Genomic DNA, 20,673 nt, shown 5'->3' with positions numbered 1-20,673 from the left:
AGACCGAAGGTGAACTTGTGCGCGGGGGTGGGAACCAGCGGGTCGCTGCTCATGGATGACTCCAGCCTCTATTCGTCATGGCAGAAAACAAATTAGTGTGCGAGGGCCCTGAAGGGAAGAAGCGGGGCGACGCGACCCCCGAACGGATCACCGATACGCTGCGGCGGGCGGACGCGCTGCCGCGTCCCGCCTGACGACGAAGGGAGACCCGCGCCTTGCCCACCGCACTGCCCGCCGGTTCCTCGGGGCCGGCCTCCCAGCAGGGGATGCGCCGCCAGAACCTGGCCCTGGTGCTGTCCACGGTCGCCGGCTCGGGCCCGCTGTCACGGGCCGACGTCGCCGGACGGGTCGGCCTCACCCGCGCGGCGGTCTCCAGCCTGGTCGACGAGCTGCTCGGCGCCGGGCTGCTGGTCGAGGGCGAGACCGCGCCGAACGGCAGAGTGGGGCGGCCCGGCCGGGCGCTGAGCCTGAACGACCGCGGCCCGGCCGGTCTGGGCCTGGAGGTCGGTCCCGCCCACCTCGGCGCCTGCGTGGTGGACCTGGCCGGACAGACGCGTGTCTGGCGACGCGTCCCCGCGATCAACCGCTCCCGCCCGGCCGAGCAGGTGCTCGCCGACCTCGCGGAGGCCGCCGCCTCCGCCACGGAGGAGGCACAGGCGCTGGGGCTGCGGATCGAGGGCACCGTCCTGGCCGTCCCCGGCGTCCTCGGGCCGGGCGCGCCGGGTGCCGCGTCGGTCAGCGTCGAGCACGCCCCGAACCTGGGCTGGCACGGTGTCTCCCCCGCCCGCCACTGGCCTGCCGGGCTGCCGGCGCCGGAGCTGGAGAACGAGGCCAATCTCGGCGCCCTGGCCGAGCTGTGGAGCGGCGGCGAGAGCGCCGACACGCTCGTCCACGTCTCGGCCGAGACCGGCATCGGCGCCGCGCTGGTCATCGGCGGCCACCTGTTCCGCGGCGCCGCCGGTTACGCGGGCGAGCTCGGCCACGTACCCGTCCACAGCGACGGCCCCCGTTGCTCCTGCGGCGCGCACGGCTGCCTGGAGCAGTACGCGGGTGCGCGGGCGGTGCTGCACGCGGCACGGATCGCGGGCAGCGACCAGGACCCGGTGGCAGCGCTCGCCGACCGCGCCCGCGCCGGACACGCGCCGACCCTGGCGGCGCTGCGCCGCGCGGGCGAGGCCTTCGGCATCGCGCTCACCGCGGCGGTCAACCTGGTGGATCCGGCGGCCGTCGTCCTCGGCGGCGCCTACAGCGAGCTGGCCGAGTGGCTGCTGCCCGCGATGGCCGCCGAGCTCGCCCTGCGCGTGCGGGTCCGCCCGTGGGACCCGGACGCGCTGCGCGCCTCCCGCCTCGGCCGCCGCGGCCCGCTGCTGGGCGCGGCCCACCTGACGATCCAGCGGATCGTCAACGACCCGGCCCGCCTGTGGGACTGATCGAGGTCGGCCCGCACGGGGCATTCCGGGTGAACGGCGCGTCGGAGTCGGGGGTGACCATCGCGCTCTCGCCGCTGCCGCGCCGGTGGCGCCCGGGGCAGATGCCACTGGAGCAGGCCGCGTACAGCACGACCCTCGATCGCCGGGGCGACATCTGGGTGCTGACGCCCGCGCCGTGACCCGGACGAGTGGCCTCCGCACGGAGCGTCACCCGACCGGGCCCCGCCCGCGCGCGGCCCGCCCAGGGCAGTGACCACGCTGGATCCACCATCGGGGGATCGGCGCGTCCTCCGGGGCCGCCTCAGCACGGAGGCCGGACCAGTGTCCAAGCAACTCATCACCTCGGCGCACGACCAGCTCCAGCTGGCGCTCTCGGTCGACTTCGGCAGCGGTTTCACCAACGCGTGGAACAAGATCGCCGCATTCGTCCCCAAGTTCATCGGCTTCCTGGCGATCCTGGTCATCGGCTGGATCGTCGCCCGCTTCGTCGCCAGGATGCTCGACCGGGTGATGCGCCGGCTGGGCTCCGAGAAGGTCTCCGAGCGGGCCGGCATCGCGCGGACGATGCAGGGCTCGACGTACGACATGACCGGGATCATCTGCAAGGTCGTCTACTACGCGATCCTGCTCATGACCCTGCAGCTGGCCTTCGGCGTCTTCGGCCCGAACCCGATCAGCACGATGATCGCCGCGATCGTCGGCTGGCTGCCCAAGGGCCTGGTCGCCGTCGTCATCGTGGTCGTGGCGATGGCCATCGCCAACGCGGTCCGCGACATCGTGGGCAACTCGCTGTCCGGCGCGTCCTACGGCAAGGCCGTCGCCCGGATCGCCTGGGCGGTCATCGTCTTCCTCGGCGCGATCGCCGCGCTGGGCCAGGCGGGCATCGCGACCGCGATCACCGGGCCGCTGCTGATCGCCGTGCTGGCGACCGTCGTGGGCGTGGTGGTCGTGGGTGTCGGCGGCGGCATGATCATGCCGATGCGGGCACGCTGGGAGCGGATGCTGGGCGCGGCCGAGCAGGAGACGACCCGGCTGCGCGGTGGCGGCACGGGCGGCGGGGCCTACCAGATGGGCCGCGGCGACGCGATGCAGAACCAGCCGGTGCGGGACATCGAGTCCAGCGGGCGCGAGGGTGGCGAGACGCCGCCCCCCATGGCCTGAGCGCGTCGCTCCCGCGGGTCAGTGCGCGTCCGGCTCCAGCAGCTGGTGCTCGCGCACCAGCCAGCAGACGGCGGTGAGCCGGCACACGGCGTAGTCGTGGCCGACCGGCTCGCGCCAGCCGATCTCCTCCAGCGCGTCGAGGAAACCGAGCGCGTAGTCGGAGAGGTCCTCGGGGTCCGGCGCCTCGGCCACCAGGTCGGGCGACGGGCCCCGCAGGCGTGCGCGGAGGTCGGCGACGTGCTGGTCCACGGCCGCGACGAAGCCGGGCTCGAAAGCGAACTCGGCGAAACGCGTGCCGTACGCCTCGGCGAGTCGAGCCAGGGGCGCGAACCGTATCTCGGACATGCGTTCCAACATACGGTCCGGGACGTGGCCTGTGACCGGCCGAAGGCCCGGCAATCGTGAGACCTTGGGCACACCGGTCAGGAGGTCAGGGGGCCTCCGCCGGAGCCGTCTCCCACGGCCGCTGAGGCAGCGCCTCCCCGGTCTCCAGCAGTGTCTTCAGGTTGGACAGCACCGCCGGCCAGCCGTGTGCGACGTCGCGCAGCGCCTGCGCGTCCGGCAGCTTCTCGTGCGTGACGGTGAGCCGGACGATGTCGCGGTAGGGCTCGACGAGGAAGGTGACGACGGAGGGCTCCGTGGCCGCGCCGTCGTCCGTGCTCGGCTCGCCGAAGGTGATCACCAGCCGGGTGGGCGGCTCCGCCGCCAGGACCCGGCCGACCACGTCGGCGACGCCCGAACCGTCGGTGCGTACATGCTGCCAGCGCGAGCCGGGCCGCCAGTCGGAGACGTTGGCATGGCCCCAGTAGCGGGCGGTCAGGTCGGCGTCGGTCAGTGCGGACCACACCTGGTCGGCGCTCGCCCGGACGTAGGTCGGGTAGGAGTAGGTCGCGATGCTCATGGCGCGATCCTCCGCCCCCCGGGCCCGACCGCTACGACCAGGTGCGCGCGTCGCCGCCGATCCAGGTGACCTGGGCCGGGTCGTCCAGGTTCACGTCGTGGTGGCCCCGGTCGCGGCACAGTCGCAGCACGTCCTCGGGACGGAAGGCGGGGCCCGCGTCGTAGCCCTGGATCTCGACGCGGCGGAAGGGGCGGGGACCGGGGACCACCGCGTGCACGGTGACCAGTGTTGTCGCGCTCATTCCTCCAGCCTGCACCCGGCGCGCCCCCCAGGCATCCCGGATCGCGGCCGGTTCCGCGCGCGCCGTGACGCCTGAGGGCCACCCGGACGCCAGGCAGGAGGCGACCACGAGCAGCGGCCACACCGTCTGCCCCGCCGTCAGGACGCGTTCGGCCAGACCGGCGTCACCGTGCCCCCAGAGCTCCTCGAGGAACCAGAGCGCGCCCAGCAGGAACAGCGCCGACACCGCGCCCGCGAGCTGGGGCCGCAGCGCCCAGGCACGCGGCTGACGGCTGCGGAACGCGGCGAGTGCGGGCCACAGGGCGAGCGAGGAGTAGCCGACCACCACGCCCGCACTGTGCCGCAGGGAGCCGCCGCTCATCGGCACGGGCGAGAAGGCGACCAGGATCGCCGCCACCCCGCCGACGGCCAGCAGGACGCGCCCGACGGAGCCCGCCGCACGCAGTCCCAGCGCGGTGACGAGATGGCACACGCCGAGTACGCCGATGGCCCCGGCCATCAGCCACGGATCGGCCGCGCCCGCGCCCGCGAGCTCGCTGATCGTGTCCGTGAACGGGTCATAACCGGGCCCCTGCAGACCGGCGGCGGCAACCCAGCCGCCCACGAACACGACCGGCGCGGCACTCGAGGACAGCACCGCCCACCAGGCAACACCTCGCACCGGTCCACGGTAGGCATGGCCTCGGCCGTTGTCGGTGGTCCCACGCGGAGCGGCTGGGGTAATTATCCCGAATGATCCTGGCATGCCCACTTCACCAGCGAGGGCACCCCGGCCTGCGAGTGAACCCGAGATGACACCAACTCCCTTGCAGGAGAACAGAAAGCTCGAACTGAAACGGAGTCCGTCGCTTCTCTCGACATGCACACAGCCATCACCTAGGTTCGCGAACGGCTTGAGATCCGGTACCACAGCACCGCCCCGGCAGCGTCGCCGCGGCGGAGAGGGAGGAGCTCGTGGGTCCACGGAACGTCAAGAAGAAACTCCTGGTCGGCTGTTCGGCGCTGACCGCGCTGGCTGCCTTCGTGGTCACCCCGACCGTGGCGAGCGCCGCGAGCGGCGGGCAGTCCGCGAAGCCGGGAGTCGCCGCGACGGCGCAGACCACGCGCCACAACTGCGGCAGCAACATGAGCTGGTGCACCGAGGTCGAGGACAGCGAGGCCGTCTTCGGCGAGGGCCACTACGTCGGGCACGACGAGCCGTCGGTGCTCTTCTACAGCAACAAGGCCGGCTCGGGTAACGACAACACCTACACCCTGCGACTGCCCCAGGACCCGAAGACCCAGCCCAAGCAGGACGGCTCGGGCAGCACCTGGAACTTCCAGCTGCACCCCGCCTTCTGGTTCGGCATGGCGATGTGCGACGACCAGTCCGCCCCCGGGCCCGCCAGCGGCAACGCGCCCTGCAAGCCCGACTCGGACAGCAACGTCTACAACGACAGCAACCCGGCCTCGCCGCACTACATCGGCAAGCACCCCGGCAGCGCGTTCATGGAGATGCAGTTCTACCCGCCCGGCTGGGCCCCGTGGCCGGCCGGGAACAGCTGCGACGCGACGCAGTGGTGTGCCGCGCTGAACATCGACAGCCTCTCCCTGGACTACAACAAGGGCCTGCAGAACAACGACGCGTGCCTCAACTCGGCGGGCGTCGAGTACGTGAACTTCGCCTTCCTGACCAAGAACGGCCAGTCGACCTCCCCGGCCGACCCGACGAACAACAACCGCTTCAACCTCGACGCGGCGCACGACTTCCTCATGAAGTCCGGCGACAAGCTGAAGCTGCACATGTTCGACACCCGCGCCGGGTTCAAGGTCGAGGTCGACGACCAGACCACCCACACCCGCGGCTCCATGACCGCCTCGGTCGCCAACGGGTTCGCGCAGGTCAAGTTCGACCCGAACGCGACGAGCTGCACCACCATCCCGTCCGCGTACCACCCGATGTACTCGACCTCGAGCGAGCAGACCCGCGTCCCGTGGGCCGCCCACTCGTACAGCACGGCCTACTCGGACGAGACGGGCCACTTCGACTACTGCGCGGCCTCGGACCCGAACACGGGCATCTGCACGCAGGCAGCCGGAGGCGGTGCGCTCGACGCGGATCTCAACGGGTGCTTCAACCCGAGCGACTCGACACTGGTACGGATCGGCGGCTGCCTCGGCGAGACCCCGACGGACGACGACTACGACGGTGTGCCCTACCGGATGACCTGGCCAGGCACCGGCACCCCGTCCGTCGACCGGGCGACCAAGCCGACACCGATCATCTTCTCGAGCCCGACCTTCCGCGACGGTCAGCAGTACTCGCGGATCGCCTTCGAGACCGACCTGCCGCGCATCGAGGACAACGACACCCTGCCCGTGCCGTGCAACCGCACGACCGGCGCGAACTGCGTCAACCCGCCGCCCGGGGCCCAGTTCTACCCCTTCTTCACCACCACGCACATGAACGGCTCGTGCGTCTGGCAGGAGGGCGGCGCGAACATCCCCGGCACCACGAACACCTTCGGCGGCAGCAGCCAGGCCGAGTTCGGCGGACTGCTCCAGCTGGTCTACCCCGGAGTCGGCGGACCGCACTTCTTCTACAACGACTTCCGGAACGTCGTGGACAACAACCCATGCCGTAACCGCACGTCGCGGTAGCAGCGGCAGCAACCCGGTGGGAGGGACCGCGCGGCGGGCGCGGTCCCTCCCTTCCGTTCAGCTCAGCTCGGTTCAGCTCGGTTCAGCTCGGTTCAGCTCAGCTCGGCGCAGAGGTCCTCCGTGGAGCCGTCGTGGGCGGCGACATAGGGGTGGCGCGCGGCGTCGATCTCGAGGGTCAGCCGGCCGCTGAGGATCCAGTAGCCGGGCGCGGAGTAGGGGTTGCCCGGGTGGATGCCCATGCCGAGGTGGCCGGAGATCACCCAGGTCTGGCTGCCGTCGGCGTGGTAGTACAGCCACCCTGTCCCGGTCAGGTTCTCGTCCGCGGCCTTGCCGTTGGACACGTTCGTGTAGCGGACCACGAGTTGACCCGTGATCTCCTGCTCCGTGGGCTCCCCCGAGCTGTCCACGGCCAGGGTACGGATCTTCTCGCGGTCCGAGACCGGAACGCCCGAGAGGGCGAAGGGGCAGTCGTAGCCGGCCGCTGCGGTGAACGAGCCGCTGCTGTACGGCTGCCAGGGTCCTGGCTGGTCGGCGGCGGCCGAGGCCGTGGACGCCGGCAGCGCGAGACCGAGTGCGAGGCCGCCGGTGAGCAGCAGGCCCGCGGCTCTGCGGGGTCGTGCGTGCTGGGACTTGGTCATGCCACGAGCCTGCGCCACCCCTCGCCGGGGGCGCGATCCTTTCGAGTACCACCGAATCGTGCGAGGCTGGTCCCGTGCGGGGCCGGGGCCACGCCGGTCCGTTCCCGTTCCGGGGGTGAGCATGCTGCGCCTGCACTTCACGACGGAGGACCTGCTGCGGGTCCGGTTCGCGGTGGCGCCCTCCCCGTTGGTGGAGGGCGTGCTGGCGCTGACCCTGGTCCGGGCGGGCAGCCCCGATCCGGCCCTGGCCCGCTGGCGGCACCGGCTCGCCACCGAACTCCCCTCCCCCGTAGACGGCCTGCTGGAGCTGCTGCGGCCGGACGACGGCCTGGGCCCGCTCTTCCTCGACCCCCCGATCGCCGATCCGGCGGCGGCCTTCGCCCAGGTCGTCGACACACCGCGCGCGGAGGCCGAGGAGGACCTGCGGCGCACCTGGCGGGGGTTGGGCCCGCTGCCCCCTCGGGCGGCGGCGCTGGCCGCCGGAGAGTCCCGCGCCTGGCGGGAGTTGGGCATCTCGGTGGACTGCCTGCTGCGCACGGTGCTGCCACCGTGGTGGCCACGCGTCCTGGCCGGCTTCACCGCGGACGTCGCCTGGCGCGGCCAGGTGCTGATCACCCAGGGGCTCCAGGTGATGCTGGCCGGGCTGACGCCCGGCGCCGCCTGGGAGAGCGGCGGCGTCCTGCGCCTGCCGCGCGGCGGGGCTGCCGTGGACGAGCGGCTGACCGGACGCGGCCTCACCCTGATGCCGTCGCTGCTCTGGCGCGGCTCGCCCCTGCGCGCCCCTCACCCCGACGGCTCGCTGCTGCTGGTCTATCCCGCGCTGACCCCGCTCCCGCTGGTGCCCCCGCAGGAGCCGGGCGCCGATCCCCTGGCGGCGCTGCTCGGCCCGACCCGCGCCCAGGTCCTCCAGTTGCTCTCCCGCCCCCAGACCACCGGCGGCCTCGCCCGCCGTCTCGGCATCAGCGCCGCGACCGCCTCCGACCACGCCAAGACCCTCCGCGCCGCCGGCCTGGTCGCCACCGCTCGCGACGGCAAGTACGCCCGCCACACCTGCACGACGCTCGGCGCGCGACTGCTGGCCGGTGGGTGAGGGCATGGGTATGAACCTGTCCGACCGTCACATTCCGCACCAGGAGGATCAAGAGGCGCAGTAGGGTGCGAAGCGGCGGGCGGATGCGGCATTCCGCCCACGCGTCGTGATCCTGGGGGGAAGCATGGTGGAGCCCGAACTGGTCGCCCTGGCGACGACGGCCGGAACGGCGGTGGCCAAGGCGGCCGGTACCGACGCCTGGAACGGGCTGCGGGAGGCGGTCGCCCGGCTCTTCCGCCGTGGCCACGCGCCCGAGACCGCACAGCGGAAGGCGCTGGAGCGGCTGGACCGCACCGCCGCCGAGCTGGAGGGCGCCGCGGCCGGTACGGCCGAGCAGGCCCGGGGCCTGGAGGCGGCCTCCTGGAAGGCCCGCTTCCAGGATCTCCTGGAGGACCTGGACGACGAGCAGCGCGCCGCTGTCGTCGCCGAACTGCGCACGCTGCTGGGGGAGTCGGCCGCGGGGCCGGCCGACGGGGCGGGGCTGGTCTCCGGCAACAGCTTCCACGGCCCCACCGCGTTCCAGGCGGGGAACGGCAACCGGCAGGACGTCCGGTTCGGCGGTCCCGCGTGACCGCGCCCGGGAGCGGGCCGGTGGGCGGTGGCGTCTCCGGTGCCACCTTCAACGGCCCTGCCGCCTTCATCGCCGGTGACCACGGCACGCAGCACGTGCACCTCGTCTACCAGTGGCGGCCCGCCTACCGGGTCGAGGACTACCCGCTCGACGCGAGTCCGGTCTCCGCCCGGCTGCTGGCCGGCCAACCCTCACGACTGCTCCGGGCCGCCCACCGGGCGGTCCCCTTCACCGGCCGCGGCAGGGATCTGGCGAAGCTCGCCGACTGGCGCGACGACCCCGCCGACCGGCTGGCCGTGCGACTCGTCCACGGCCCCGGCGGCCAGGGCAAGACGCGGCTCGCCGCCCGCTTCGCGGAGCTCAGCCGCGCGGCGGGGTGGACGGTGTGGCAGGCGGTGGCGAACGAGACCGGCGCCGATCCGCTCGCCGCCGGCCCGGCTCCGGAGCTCGGAGCCGGGGTCCTCCTCGTGGTCGACTACGCCGAGCGCTGGCCCACCGCCGACCTGCGCAGACTCCTCCAGGATCCGCTGGTGCACCGCACCGGCGTGCCGGTGCGCGTCCTGCTGCTCGCCCGCCCGGCGGGCCTGTGGTGGGAGAGCCTGGAGACCTGGATCGGTGACACCCTCGACACGCTCGCCGAGAGCCATCCGCTTCGGCCGCTGGCCGACGACTCCACCACCCGCGCCGACCTGTTCCGCCACGCCCGCGACAGCTTCGCCGACCTCCTCGGTCTGCCCGCCGCCACCGCGGCACTGATCCGTCCGCCACAGGACGCGGAACTGGACGAGGACTACGGGCAGGTCCTCACCCTCCACATCGCCGCACTGGCCGCCGTGGACGCGGCGCTCCACCAGGAGAAGGCCCCGGACAACCCCGCGCGCGCCTCCGCCCACCTCCTGGGGCGCGAGCGCGCACACTGGCGCGCCCTGCACCAACGTTCCTCCCAACCCCTCGCCACCGCACCGGAGTCGATGGGCCGGGCCGTGCTGACCGCGACCCTCACCCGCCCGCTGGCCCGGCCCCACGGCCTGATCGCGCTCGCCCGCGTCGGTCTCGCCGACTCCTCCGCGGCCGCCAACACGCTCCTGGACGACCACCGCTTCTGCTACCCGCCGCAGCCCGGCGACCCGGCCGGCGGCGTCACCGTGCTCGAGCCGCTCTACCCCGACCGCCTCGGCGAGGACTTCATCGGACTCGCGACACCCGCCGCCCGGGGCACCGCGCACCCGGTAGCCGGGGCGGTCACCGACGACTGGGCTCACCAGGCCGCCGAGCGGCTCCTGCGCACACCCGGCGACGCGGACGCGGCGGCGCCCTGGACGCGTGACGTCCTCATCGTGCTGATCGAGACCGCCCGCCGCTGGCCGCACGTCGCCACCGGCCAGCTCTTTCCGCTGCTGCGGAACCACCCCGAACTCGCCCTGCTCGCGGGCGGCACGGCGTTGACCACCCTGGCCGGTCTCGACGACGTCGACTTCTCCGTCCTGGACGCGGTCAGGAAGCGGTTCCCCTCGGAGCGGAACACGGACCTCGACGTCGGCATAGCGGCGGTCACGGCCCGCCTGGCCCGTCACCGCCTGGCCACGATCCCGGACGATCCGGTCGCCCGGGCCCAGGTACAGGACGAGCTCGCCGTGCGGCAGGCCCGGGCAGGCCTGCGCCGGCCGGCCCTGCTCGCCGCGCGAGGTGCGGTGGAGGACTGGCGCGCACCCGCCGCCGAGAACCCGGACGTCCACGCGGCCGATCTCGCCGCCTCACTCGTCAACCTCGGCGTCTACCTGTCGGCCTCCGGGCAGCCGGAGGAGGCGCTGACCGTCACCGAGCAGGCGGCGGACCTCTACCGCGCGTTGGCCGAGACGGACCGGGCCGCTCACGAGTCCGACCTGGGCGCGGCCCTGAACAATCTCGGCATCCGGCTGGCGGCGGCGGGACGGCAGCGTGAGGCGCTCGCCGTCACCGAGCAGGCGGTGGAGATCAGGACCCGTCTGGTGGCCCTGGACCTGGCCGCCCACGGCAGCGACCTCGCGGGTTCGCTGAACAACCTCGGCATCCGGCTGGCGGCGCTCGGGCAGCACCACGAGGCGCTCGTGGCAACGGTGCGGGGAACCGAGCTCTACCGTGAGCTCGCCGCCAAGGATCCACACGCCCACGAACCCGACCTGGCCACCTCCTTGACCGGCCTCGGTGTGTTTCTCGCGGAGGTGGGCCAGCGGGGTGCCGCGCTGGAGGTCACCGAGCAGGCGGAGGAGATCTGGCGCCGGCTCGCGGCGGCGAACCCGATCGCCCACGAGCGCGACTTCGCACTCACGCTGAACAATCTCGGCATCCGGCTGGCGGAGGCCGGGCTGCTGCGTGAGGCGCTGGCGACCGGCGAGCAGGCCGTGGAGATCCGCCGCCGACTGGCGGAGGACGATCCGGCGGCCCACGAGCACGATCTCGCCGTCTCCCTGACCAACCTCGGGTCGTACCTCTCCGGCCTCGGACGGCCGAACGAGGCGCTCGCCGCGTCGGAGGAGACCGCGGAGATCCGGAGCCGGCTGGCGGCGCGGAACCCGGCGGACCACGACCGTGACCTCGCCATCTCCCTGAACAACCTCGCGGGCGTGCTGTCGACACTGGGACGCCACCGCGAGGCGCGGAGGACGGCCGAGCGGACGGTGGAGATCTGGCGCAGGCTGGCCGAGGAGAATCCCGCGGCCCACGCACCCTCCCTGGCCCTCGCGCTCGCCATGACGGCCCACGTCATCGCGGCGACCGGCGAGCTCGACGAGGCACTGAGGATCACGGGCGAGTCGGTGGAGATCTACCGCAGCCGCATCGGCGCGGCCCCTGCGCTGCTCTCGCGGCTCGTCGACGTGATGGAGATGCAGGCGTCGATCCTCGACGCGCTCGGACGAACCGGGGAGGCGACCCAGCTGCGCCGCTGGATCGCGGGGACCGCCGGGACCGCCGAGACCGCCACCTGAGACACCGGCACCGCCATGTCCGGGGGTGCCGGTGCCGACAAATTCCCGAAACAATTCCGTCATTGACTTCCGGCGACAGCGGCTGACATTCTGCTGTTCGTGAGTCAGTACGAGGTCCTCTTCACGCGCCTGCACGTCGATCTGCGACGCCAGGCCAGTGCGATCTGTGCCGTCGGCCGCTGACGCGTTCCGCGTCCCCGCCACCACAGCCTGACCTGCTGATCTCCTTTTTTCCGCCGTTTCTCTTCCGCGCCCGCGAATTCTGCCGACCGACGCCGTCGTCCGGTCGTTCCCTGCTGCGCATTCGCGTTCTCACTCTCTCCCGGGAGCCTTTCGTGTCCACACTTCTCGTGATTTCCGGCAGTCCCGCCCGGACATCCCGCACCGCACCGCTCGCCGGCCACCTCGCCCGTCGGCTCTCCCTGAGCGGCTTCGACGTCGAGCACCTGGACCTGCGCGGACTGCCGCCGGACGCGCTGCTGGAGGCGGACACCGACCACCCGGAGGTGCGCCGCGCCCTGGAGGCGGTCGCCGCCGCCACCGGCGTCGTGGTGGCCACGCCCGTCTACAAGGCCGCCTACACGGGCCTGCTCAAGGCGTTCCTCGACCTGCTCCCCCAGGACGGCCTGGCCGGGAAGACGGTCCTGCCGCTGGCGACCGGCGGCACCATCGCCCACCTGCTGAGCATCGACTACGCCCTGCGGCCGGTGCTCAGCGCTCTCGCGGCCCGGCACGTCGTCGGCGGCGTCTTCCTGCTGGACCGCACCATCGAGGCGCGCGGCACCGACGCCGTGGACCTCGCGCCGGAGGCGGAGCAGCGGCTCTTCGAGGCGGTGGACGCGTTCATCGACGCCCTGCCGACCGGCGGCCCGGTCCTGGCCGCGGCCTGAACGCCGTAGCCACGCCCCCTCCCCGCAGCAGACGAGCCTCCGGACAAGGACCGCACCGCCATGCCCACGACCCGCTCCCCACTCCATCTCGCCGTCGACCTCGACGGCGCCGGACACCACCCGGCCGCCTGGCGCGAGCCGGGCGCACGCCCGAATGAACTCTTCGACTCCGCCTACTGGTTGGATCTCGCCACCGAGGCCGGGCGCGGTCTGCTCGACTTCGTCACGCTCGCGGACGGCCTCGCTCCGCAGTCGGCGCGGCCGGGCGAGCCGGACGCGCGGACCGACCAGGTACGCGGGCGGCTGGACGCGGTCCTGCTGGCGGCGCGGCTCGCGCCGCGCGTCCGGAGCCTCGGCTTCGTCCCGGCCGCGACCGTCACGCACACCGAGCCGTTCCATCTCTCCAAGGCCGTCGCGACCCTCGACTACGTGAGCCGAGGGCGGGCGGGCCTGCTGGCGCAGGTCAGCGGGGACGCGGCCGAGGCCGCGCACTTCGGCCGCCGGGACCCGGCGAGCCTCGCCGACCCCGCGCTGCTGGACGCCGAGGCGGGCGACTGGATCGAGGTGCTGCGCCGGCTGTGGGACAGCTGGGAGGACGACGCGGAGATCCGGGACACGGTGAGCGGTCGCTTCGTCGACCGGGACAAGCTGCACTATGTCGACTTCAGCGGGCCGCACTTCAGTGTGAAGGGCCCGTCCATCACCCCCCGGCCGCCGCAGGGCGGGCCGCCGGTCGCGGTCGCCGCCCGCGACGAGTCGGGGTTGCGGCTGGGTGGACGCTCGGCCGACGTCGTGTTCACCGCCCCGCGCAGCGACGCGCAGGCGGCGGCCGCGGTGGGCACGGTGCGCGCGGCGCAGGCCGAGGCGGGGCGCGAGCACGAGACGGTGCACGTCCTGGGCGAGCTGGTGGTCTACCTGGACGCCACCGCGAGCGCCGCCGCCGAGCGGCTCGCCCGCCTCGACGCGCTCGACGGCTCCCGGCAGGAGGAAGGCCCGGAGGTCTTCACCGGCACCCCGGCAGGCCTCGCCGACCTGCTGCTGGACTGGGCCCAGACGGGCCTGACCGGCTACCGGCTGCGCCCGGGTGTGCTGGCCCACGACCTGTCGGCGATCACCCGGGGCCTCGTGCCGGCGCTCCAGCGGCGCGGCGCGTTCCGCGCGGCGTACCCGGGCGGCGACCGCACGCTGCGCGACCTGCTCGGCCTGCCGCGTCCGGCCAACCGCTACACCGTCCGACGCGCTCTGCAAGCGATCTGAGGCGAGGTCAGTCACCTTTCCACCGCCCGCCCGAGAAACCGAAGGAACGGAACGCCGCCGTCATGAGCAGGCCCCGCAAGCAGGTTCACCTCGCCGCGCACTTCCCCGGCGTCAACAACACCACCGTCTGGAGCGATCCGCGCGCCGGCAGTCACATCGAGTTCGACTCGTTCGTCCACTTCGCGCGGACCGCGGAACGCGGCCTGTTCGACTTCCTCTTCCTCGCCGAGGGCCTGCGGCTGCGCGAACAGCACGGCAGGATCTACGACCTGGACGTGGTCGGCCGACCGGACACCTTCACCGTGCTGGCCGCGCTCGCCGCCGTCACCGAGCACCTCGGGCTGACCGGCACCATCAACTCCACGTTCAACGAACCGTACGAGGTGGCACGGCAGTTCGCCACGCTGGACCACCTCTCCGGCGGGCGGGCCGCGTGGAACGTGGTGACCTCCTGGGACGCGTTCACCGGCGAGAACTTCCGCCGCGGCGGCTTCCTGCCGCAGCAGGACCGCTACTCCCGCGCGCGGGCCTTCCTGCACACCGCGCACGAGCTGTTCGACTCCTGGCCCGAGGACGCCGTCCTGGCCGACCCCGGCACCGGCCGGTTCCTGCGCGACGCGCGGGCGGGCGCGTTCGAGCACCGCGACCGGCACTTCGACATCCACGGCCGGTTCAACGTGCCGCGCGGCCCGCAGGGGCGTCCGGTGATCTTCCAGGCCGGAGACTCCGAGGAGGGCCGGGAGTTCGCGGCGGCCGACGCCGACGCGATCTTCAGCCGGCACAGCACCCTGGACGAGGGCCGCGCCTTCTACGCGGACGTCAAGGGCCGCCTGGCCCGCTACGGCCGCCCTCCCGAGGACCTGCTGATCCTGCCCGCGGCCACTTTCGTCCTCGGCGACAGCGACGCGGACGCGCGGGAACGGGCGCACGAGGTGCGCCGGGCCCAGGTCAGCGGCCAGACGGCGCTGCGCTTCCTGGAGCAGGTCTGGAACCGCGACCTCTCCGGCTACGACCCGGACGGCCCGCTGCCCGAGATCGACCCACGCGTCGGCGAGCACACCGTCGCCCAGGGCCGCGCGCAGGTCCGGATGTTCCGCGACCCGCTGGCCACGGCCCGGGAGTGGCGGGAGCGGGCGGCGGGCAAGCAGCAGTCGATCCGCGAGTTCGTCATCGAGTCCACCGGCCGCCAGACCTTCGTCGGCTCCCCGGCCACGGTCGCCGAACAGATCGACTCACTGGTCCAGGCGGACGCGAGCGACGGCTTCATCCTCGTCCCGCACCTGACACCGACCGGCCTCGACGAGTTCGTGGACCGGGTCGTCCCGCTCCTCCAGGAACGCGGCGTCCACCGCACCGCGTACGAGGGCGCCACCCTGCGCGACAACCTCGGCCTCCCCCGCCCCGCACCCGTCACGGGGGCGGGCCACCGCGAGGCGTCCTGACGCCCCAGCGGAACCGTGCGAGCCCGGTGGGCCGGGTGCCTTGAGGCACCGGGCCCACCGGGCTCGGTCGTTCACTGCCGCAGGACCTGACGCTCTCCCGCGTGGACCGACAGGGGCAGGCGGTTGCCCGGGGGCGGGAAGGGGCACAGGAAGTGGTCCGCGAAGGCGCAGGGCGGGAGGAAGGCCCGGTTGAAGTCGAGGACGGTCGTGCCGTCCGCGGCGGGCGCCGGGAGTTCGACGAATCGGAAGCGGTAGTTCCGCTCCTCCGCATCGCCGAAGACGGCGCTCAGCGCGCCCGTCACGCCGCGCGAGACGGCGAGGGTGCGGGCGGTCCCGTCCGGGGCCGTGAACGCCACCTCGCCGGCGAGGGCGAGGCCGCGGTCGCGGCCGTCGGCGTTGGGGACGGCAACGGTCTGCTCGGCCTCGTACGGGGAGAAGCGGGCCGCCAGGGCCCAGTCCTCGGTGAACGGGTGGGCCGCGATGCCCGCGAAGGACGCGCGAGCGGGGGCCGCGGGGTCGAAGACCCGGACCGCGTACTCGCCGTCGCGCAGGATCAGGCTGAGGCGGCGCCCGCCGTGCGTGATCCGCGACGGCCGCTCCGCGGTGTCGGGGCAGAGCCGCACGGTACGGTCCAGCGGCTCGTCGTCGACGGCGAGGCCGTCGTGGCGGGTGGCGGTGAGAGCGACGCAGGAGCCGCTCTCGTCCAGCTCCCAGCGACCGGGGACTCCGGGCACGCCCGGGCCCAGGTCGCGCAGCCAGTGGGTGCCGGTCAGCGAGAGGGGGCCGTGCGGCGCACGGACGGTGATGACACGCTGGTCGATCCAGTGCTTCCAGGCGTCCTGGGCCGTGGTCATGGGGTCGCTACCTCGTTTCCCGCGGGCGCGTGCGCGCGCCCGCGTCACTTGATCGAAGACGTCCGGAGGCCGACGGGCAGCAGCAGCGGTGGGCTCGCCGAAGAGGCGGGCTCACGAAGGGGGAAGGGCCGGGCAGAGCGGCCCGCTACCGAGTCAGCAGGGAGAAGGCGTCAGGCGCGACACGCGGCGGACCACACACGACCGAAGTCGATGTGGCCTCGGATGACGAGACGCTGCTCGGTGTTCACCCACACAGTTGACCAGCGGCGCGGCGGTCGCGTCAACCGGCGTCCACACCCCGGCCGGACGGCGTCCGGCGGGCCCGGGGCAGGAAACTGACGGCGCCGAGGACCAGCAGCGCCGCGAGCGAGGCCCACGTTCCCGTGGTGCTCGGCGCCGACGCCGTCGCCCCGGCGAGGACCAGCGCCGCCGTTCCCGGCACGACGCCGAGGGCCGTCGCGAGCGTGAACGGCGCCGGCCGGGTGCCACCCAGCGCGCAGCCGTAGTTGATCGCGGCGAAGGGCAGCACGGGCAGCAGCCGCAGCGCGAGGACCGCACGGAAGCCGTGGTCGCGCAGCTCGCGGTCGAGAACGGCGAAGCCGCGCCGCTCCAGGAAGGCGAAGCGGCGGCCGCGCAGCGCGGCGCGGCCGAGGGCGAAGGAGGCCGTCGCGCCGAGGGTGGTGGCCGCGACCGCCAGCGGCAGGCCCGCCGCAAGGCCGAACCAGGCTCCCGCCGCCAGGTTCAGCACCGGCTTGGGCACCAGGACCACCGTCGCCGCGGCGTAGAGGAGGACGAAGACCGCACCGGCGAACAGCGGCGGCAGACCGGAGAGCGGGTCGGACCCCGCCACCAGGTGCGCGACGGCCCGCTGCGCGCTCGCCGCGCCCAGCACCGCCGCCGTGACGGCGGCGAGTCCGGCCCCGGCGAGCATGAGCCGGGAGACGGTCGAACGTGGGAAGGTCAGACGGGCCAACGCTCGCCCCGCCACGCGGCGTCCCAGAACATCCACTCGTACTGGGAGGACGTCACGAACCGCTCGCGCACGCGGGCCCGCTCGGCCGGGGAGAGCTCCTCCCCGAGCGCGTCCGTCAGCGCCAGGACGCGCCTGACCACCGACTGGAACGCCTCGTCGCCGTAGGCGGCGATCCAGCGGGCGTAGAGGGGGTCGGTGGACGACTGCGCCAGCAGTTCCTCGCCGACCCGGGCGTAGATCCAGTAGCACGGCAGCACCGCGCCGACCGCCTCGGCGTAGCTTCCGCCGTACGCGGCCGCGAGCAGGTGGGTGGTGTAGGCGCGGGTGGTCGGCAGCACCAGCTGCCCCAGCGGTTCGTCGCCCAGCTCGGCGCCGAAGCCGGCCAGCATCTCCTGCTCCGCCGCGAGCGCGCCGACGGCGTCCTCGACGAAGGCCCGCAGCGCCGCGGACTCCGGCGCCCGGGCGCCGCAGAGAGCGAGCGCGCGGGCGTAGTCGCGCAGGTAGAGCGAGTCCTGCTCGACGAAGTGCCGGAACGCCGCGCGCGGAAGCGTGCCGTCGGTGAGCCCGCGGACGAACGGGTGCTTGAGGATCTCGGCGTAGATCGACTCGATGTCGGACCACAGGTCGTCGGTGAGACTCATGCCGTCGACCCTGCCACATCCGGCGGCGCGAGGTCGCGGCGGGTCAGTGGGCGGAACGCTCCAGCGGCCCGTGGACACTGGTGGTGACGGTGGTCGAGGAGTTGTCGTTCTGCACCGTGGAGCTCACGCCACCGCTGATCAGGCCGAGCACCAGGAAGGCCACGAGCAGGGCCTTGGCCCCACCGCTGAGCAGCAGCGGCCGGCTCGCGGATTGGCGCTCGGCGAGCGCGAGGGACTCGTCACCGAAGAGGCGCTTGGGGTACGCCGGGGTGAGCATCGTCCAGTAGGCGCTGAACCGCATCGCGTAGCGGACGGTGGCCGCGGTGGCGCCGAAGATCGGCTCCGGCAGCCGGCCGAGGACCAGCGCGATCAGCCAGAAGAAGAAGCAGATCGTGTACCAGCCGGTCGTGGCCAGCCACTGGATGATCGCCGCGGGAATGGCGAGGAAGAGCCGGAAGAGGACGGCGAGCCGGTTCAGCTCGGTGGGCCGGACGTCGACCTGCACCGGGTAGCCGGGGGCGTCGAAGGCGAACGGCGGGTACGCGTCGACCAGCAGCATGGAGTAGGCGTAGACGCGCGTCTGGTAGACGAGCAGCCCGGCGAGGTACCTGGCCACCGGCCCCGGCAGGCGGCCCAGCACGAGGGCGGCGAACCAGCCGAAGATCACGACGAAGAACCCGACGAAGCCCAGCACGGCCAGCACGACGTAGTGCGGGACGGCCAGCAGCCACCGCAGCAGCACCGTCCACCGCCGCTGCGCGCCCGGCCCCGGCAGGTCCAGCTCGGGAAGCACCTCGCCGTAGGGCGTGGGCGGCGGGGGCGCCCACAGCTGCTGTTGCGACATCGGCACGTCCCTTCGTGGCGGGGTCGGGCTCCGCGCTTCCACGGCCGCGACGGAACGACCCGTCGGACCGTCAGGATCGCCCGGTCACGCCCACAGCGCGCGCCGGACTGCCCCGGATGGGCGGACAGCCACGCGCGGCGAGCCCGCACAGCGCCCGCGCCGCGGCGGCGCCTCGCGCACCGAGCGGCGCGACCACGACACACAGCAGGCGCGGCGCAGCGCGCACCGGACACCCCCGGAAGGGTGGAGACCCCCACCGGCGCAGCGCGGACGACGCGGGGCGCGCCCGCCCAGCGGCGGCGCCTCGCGCCCGGCGACGCGGCTGCGGCACGCGGCAACGCGCCGAGCCCGCCCGACGCGGGGGCGCTCGCAGAGTTTCGCGCGCTCCTGGTGTGCGCCCGAACGCGCCCCCCGCGCACGGCGCCGACCCACCCCGGGGCCGACCCAGTCGGCTGCTGATCGGTCGAGTGTGATCATTCTGCGACCGCCCCCGCAGCCGAACGATCACCCTCGGGCGGCTTCAGATCGTGCACACCTCGAACACCGTCGAATCTCCGCGCGAGCACGAATTGTCATGGCCAGCGCATGCATCGGCCGGTGCGCCGCCGCGCACTCCCGTGCGCTGCGACCGCGACGCGTCGCCGCAGGCCGGGCGGTTCATGAATCGGACGAGGACCGCGAGTGGTCCGCTCGTCGACCACCGCCTGCCGCCCGCACCGGAGGACAGCACCCCGATGGCGCCCCGCCACCCGAACGTACGCCTGCGCGCGCTCACCCACGAGGCCGGATGGAGCGGCGCCGCCCTGGCCCGCGCGGTGAACCGGGCCGGCGCCGAGATAGGCCTGACGCTGCGTTACGACCGCACCTCCGTCGCCCACTGGATGGCCGGCACCCGGCCGCCCGCGAGTGTCGCCGGGGTCGTCGCGGAGGCGCTCGCCCGCCAGCTGGGGCGGCCGCTGCGGCTCGCCGACATCGGGCTCGCGCCCGAGGCGTCGGAGCGGGTCCCGGCCGTGGCGGCCCGCCCGGCGCTCGTGGACCTCGCGGAGCTCGACACCGTCCAGCCGCGCACCCGCCCCTACCGCCTCGGGAGCCCCGAGCCGGCACCCACCGCGCCGCACCCCCTCGGCGCACCGCCGCCCGCCCGCGGGGCGAGCGGGGCCCACCGGCGACGGGCCCCCGAGCCTGCCGGCGGGCCGACCGCCGGGCGCACCGCCGAGCGGGTCACCCTCGCGCACGTCCGGGACGCGCGGAACATGCTCCGCACCTTCACCGCCGTCGACTGCGCCTACGGTGGCGGGCACTCACGCGCCGCCCTGACGGGCTTCCTGCGCAGCGGTGTCGCCGAGTGGCTCGCCGCCACGGCCGCGCCCAGGACGCGGCGGGAGCTGCTGCTGGTCGCCTCGGAGCTGACCCGCCTGGCCGGGTCGATGTGCCACGACGAGCAGCGGCACGGCGTCGCGCAGGGCTACTACCAGGCGGCCGCACGGCTGTCGGCCGAGGCCGACGACGCGCAGGGGCAGGCGGCGGCGCTGTGCGCGCTCAGCGCGCAGGCGCACGAGCTCGGCCACCGTGACCACGCGCTGACGCTGGCCGAGGCGGCGACCTGCCACCGCTCGAGACTGCCCGCCTGGCTGGCGGCCGCCGTGGCGGGCCAGCTGGCGGTCGCGGCGGCGGGCAGGGGTGAGCGGCACCGCGCGTTGACCCTGCTGGACCGGTCGGCGGAACTACTGGGCCGGGCGAAGCCCGAGGGCGACTACCACCGGGCTGCGCACGAACACCACCAGTCCGAGGTCCTGAGCGCGCTCGGCGACCGCACCGGAGCGGTCGCCGCGTTACGCCGCTCGGTGCGGCTGCGCCCGCAGGAGGAGCGCCGCGCCCGCGCGACCGGCAACGCCCGGCTCGCCGAACTCCTGCTGGACGGAGGCGCCCTGGAGCCCGCGTGTGCGGCCTGGCACGCGTTCCTCGACGACTGGCCGCTGCTGCGCTCGGCCCGCGCCGACCGCGCGGCCCGCACCCTGCGCAGCCGTCTGCGTCCCTTCGACACCACCGCACCCGGTCGCAGCGTCCTCGCCCGGCTGCAACCCCGCTGACGCTCCCCCACCGCGCCTTCAACATCGCGGAACTTTCAACGCGGC

Annotated in this window: 20 protein-coding genes; 12 read left to right on the top strand and 8 right to left on the bottom strand. The window is 73.9% G+C overall.

Annotated elements, in window-relative coordinates; genetic code table 11:
* The first annotated feature begins 266 nt into the window (after positions 1–266).
* The 3 genes from ABH931_RS34265 (at position 267) to ABH931_RS34255 (ending at position 2,591) form a co-directional block, all read left to right on the top strand.
* Positions 267–1,430, top strand: a complete 1,164-nt coding sequence (locus ABH931_RS34265) for an ROK family protein (RefSeq protein WP_370122356.1) — start codon at positions 267–269, stop codon at positions 1,428–1,430.
* 53 nt (positions 1,431–1,483) lie between these two features.
* The gene (locus ABH931_RS34260; RefSeq protein ID WP_370122346.1) at positions 1,484–1,609 is read left to right on the top strand and encodes a hypothetical protein; all 126 of its coding nucleotides are present in this window, start codon (positions 1,484–1,486) and stop codon (positions 1,607–1,609) included.
* A 142-nt stretch (positions 1,610–1,751) separates the two neighbouring features.
* A complete protein-coding gene (locus tag ABH931_RS34255) occupies positions 1,752–2,591 on the top strand; it encodes a hypothetical protein (protein ID WP_370122343.1) in 840 nt (279 codons plus the stop codon).
* Positions 2,592–2,609: 18 nt separating this feature from the next.
* Here ABH931_RS34255 and ABH931_RS34250 read toward each other — a convergent pair whose 3' ends face one another.
* From ABH931_RS34250 to ABH931_RS34240, 3 genes are all read right to left on the bottom strand, one after another.
* Positions 2,610–2,936 carry a DUF6401 family natural product biosynthesis protein gene (locus ABH931_RS34250; protein ID WP_370122341.1) on the bottom strand — a complete coding sequence of 109 codons (327 nt, stop codon included), beginning with the start codon at positions 2,934–2,936 and terminating at the stop codon, positions 2,610–2,612.
* Positions 2,937–3,021: 85 nt separating this feature from the next.
* Positions 3,022–3,492 (bottom strand): SRPBCC family protein, encoded by a 471-nt coding sequence (locus ABH931_RS34245; RefSeq protein WP_370122338.1) that lies wholly within the window; start codon positions 3,490–3,492, stop codon positions 3,022–3,024.
* Between the two features lie 31 nt (positions 3,493–3,523).
* Positions 3,524–4,393, bottom strand: a complete 870-nt coding sequence (locus ABH931_RS34240; RefSeq protein WP_370122335.1) for a DUF998 domain-containing protein — start codon at positions 4,391–4,393, stop codon at positions 3,524–3,526.
* A gap of 293 nt (positions 4,394–4,686) precedes the next feature.
* On the opposite strand from ABH931_RS34240, the gene ABH931_RS34235 reads away from it, so the two are divergent.
* Complete coding sequence (locus ABH931_RS34235; protein ID WP_370122332.1) at positions 4,687–6,372, top strand: hypothetical protein; 1,686 nt, start codon at positions 4,687–4,689, stop codon at positions 6,370–6,372.
* A 92-nt stretch (positions 6,373–6,464) separates the two neighbouring features.
* Here ABH931_RS34235 and ABH931_RS34230 read toward each other — a convergent pair whose 3' ends face one another.
* Positions 6,465–7,010 carry a hypothetical protein gene (locus ABH931_RS34230; RefSeq protein WP_370122330.1) on the bottom strand — a complete coding sequence of 182 codons (546 nt, stop codon included), beginning with the start codon at positions 7,008–7,010 and terminating at the stop codon, positions 6,465–6,467.
* Positions 7,011–7,131: 121 nt separating this feature from the next.
* On the opposite strand from ABH931_RS34230, the gene ABH931_RS34225 reads away from it, so the two are divergent.
* From ABH931_RS34225 to ABH931_RS34195, 7 genes are all read left to right on the top strand, one after another.
* Positions 7,132–8,100, top strand: a complete 969-nt coding sequence (locus ABH931_RS34225) for an ArsR/SmtB family transcription factor (RefSeq protein WP_370122353.1) — start codon at positions 7,132–7,134, stop codon at positions 8,098–8,100.
* Positions 8,101–8,224: 124 nt separating this feature from the next.
* Positions 8,225–8,671, top strand: a complete 447-nt coding sequence (locus ABH931_RS34220) for a hypothetical protein (RefSeq protein WP_370122327.1) — start codon at positions 8,225–8,227, stop codon at positions 8,669–8,671.
* Positions 8,668–11,637, top strand: coding sequence for a tetratricopeptide repeat protein (locus ABH931_RS34215; RefSeq protein WP_370122324.1), 2,970 nt, complete (start codon positions 8,668–8,670; stop codon positions 11,635–11,637). The genes ABH931_RS34220 and ABH931_RS34215 overlap by 4 nt, the downstream gene beginning before the upstream one ends.
* Positions 11,638–11,736: 99 nt before the next feature.
* The gene (locus ABH931_RS34210) at positions 11,737–11,820 is read left to right on the top strand and encodes a putative leader peptide (RefSeq protein WP_370122351.1); all 84 of its coding nucleotides are present in this window, start codon (positions 11,737–11,739) and stop codon (positions 11,818–11,820) included.
* A 152-nt stretch (positions 11,821–11,972) separates the two neighbouring features.
* Complete coding sequence (gene ssuE, locus ABH931_RS34205) at positions 11,973–12,527, top strand: NADPH-dependent FMN reductase (protein ID WP_370122322.1); 555 nt, start codon at positions 11,973–11,975, stop codon at positions 12,525–12,527.
* Positions 12,528–12,587: 60 nt separating this feature from the next.
* Positions 12,588–13,784, top strand: coding sequence for an LLM class flavin-dependent oxidoreductase (locus tag ABH931_RS34200; protein WP_370122320.1), 1,197 nt, complete (start codon positions 12,588–12,590; stop codon positions 13,782–13,784).
* A 62-nt stretch (positions 13,785–13,846) separates the two neighbouring features.
* Positions 13,847–15,226, top strand: coding sequence for an NtaA/DmoA family FMN-dependent monooxygenase (locus ABH931_RS34195; protein ID WP_370122317.1), 1,380 nt, complete (start codon positions 13,847–13,849; stop codon positions 15,224–15,226).
* A 71-nt stretch (positions 15,227–15,297) separates the two neighbouring features.
* Here the strand turns inward: ABH931_RS34195 and ABH931_RS34190 are convergent, their stop codons facing one another.
* The 4 genes from ABH931_RS34190 to ABH931_RS34175 form a co-directional block, all read right to left on the bottom strand.
* Positions 15,298–16,080, bottom strand: a complete 783-nt coding sequence (locus tag ABH931_RS34190) for a DUF1684 domain-containing protein (RefSeq protein ID WP_370122314.1) — start codon at positions 16,078–16,080, stop codon at positions 15,298–15,300.
* Between the two features lie 280 nt (positions 16,081–16,360).
* Positions 16,361–17,053: a TVP38/TMEM64 family protein gene (locus ABH931_RS34185; protein ID WP_370122312.1), complete on the bottom strand. Its 693-nt coding sequence runs from the start codon at positions 17,051–17,053 to the stop codon at positions 16,361–16,363.
* On the bottom strand, positions 17,041–17,694 hold the full coding sequence (tenA, locus tag ABH931_RS34180) for a thiaminase II (RefSeq protein ID WP_370122309.1): 654 nt from the start codon (positions 17,692–17,694) through the stop codon (positions 17,041–17,043). The genes ABH931_RS34185 and tenA overlap by 13 nt, the downstream gene beginning before the upstream one ends.
* A gap of 43 nt (positions 17,695–17,737) precedes the next feature.
* The gene (locus ABH931_RS34175) at positions 17,738–18,538 is read right to left on the bottom strand and encodes a DUF4389 domain-containing protein (protein ID WP_370122306.1); all 801 of its coding nucleotides are present in this window, start codon (positions 18,536–18,538) and stop codon (positions 17,738–17,740) included.
* Positions 18,539–19,197: 659 nt separating this feature from the next.
* Here ABH931_RS34175 and ABH931_RS34170 point away from each other — a divergent pair.
* Positions 19,198–20,628, top strand: a complete 1,431-nt coding sequence (locus ABH931_RS34170; protein WP_370122304.1) for a hypothetical protein — start codon at positions 19,198–19,200, stop codon at positions 20,626–20,628.
* The last annotated feature ends 45 nt before the right edge of the window (positions 20,629–20,673 follow it).

Origin of the sequence: Streptacidiphilus sp. MAP12-33 (genome assembly GCF_041261265.1) — a bacterium.
Lineage (GTDB): Bacteria > Actinomycetota > Actinomycetes > Streptomycetales > Streptomycetaceae > Streptacidiphilus.
This window is presented reverse-complemented; position numbering and strand designations above follow the sequence as displayed.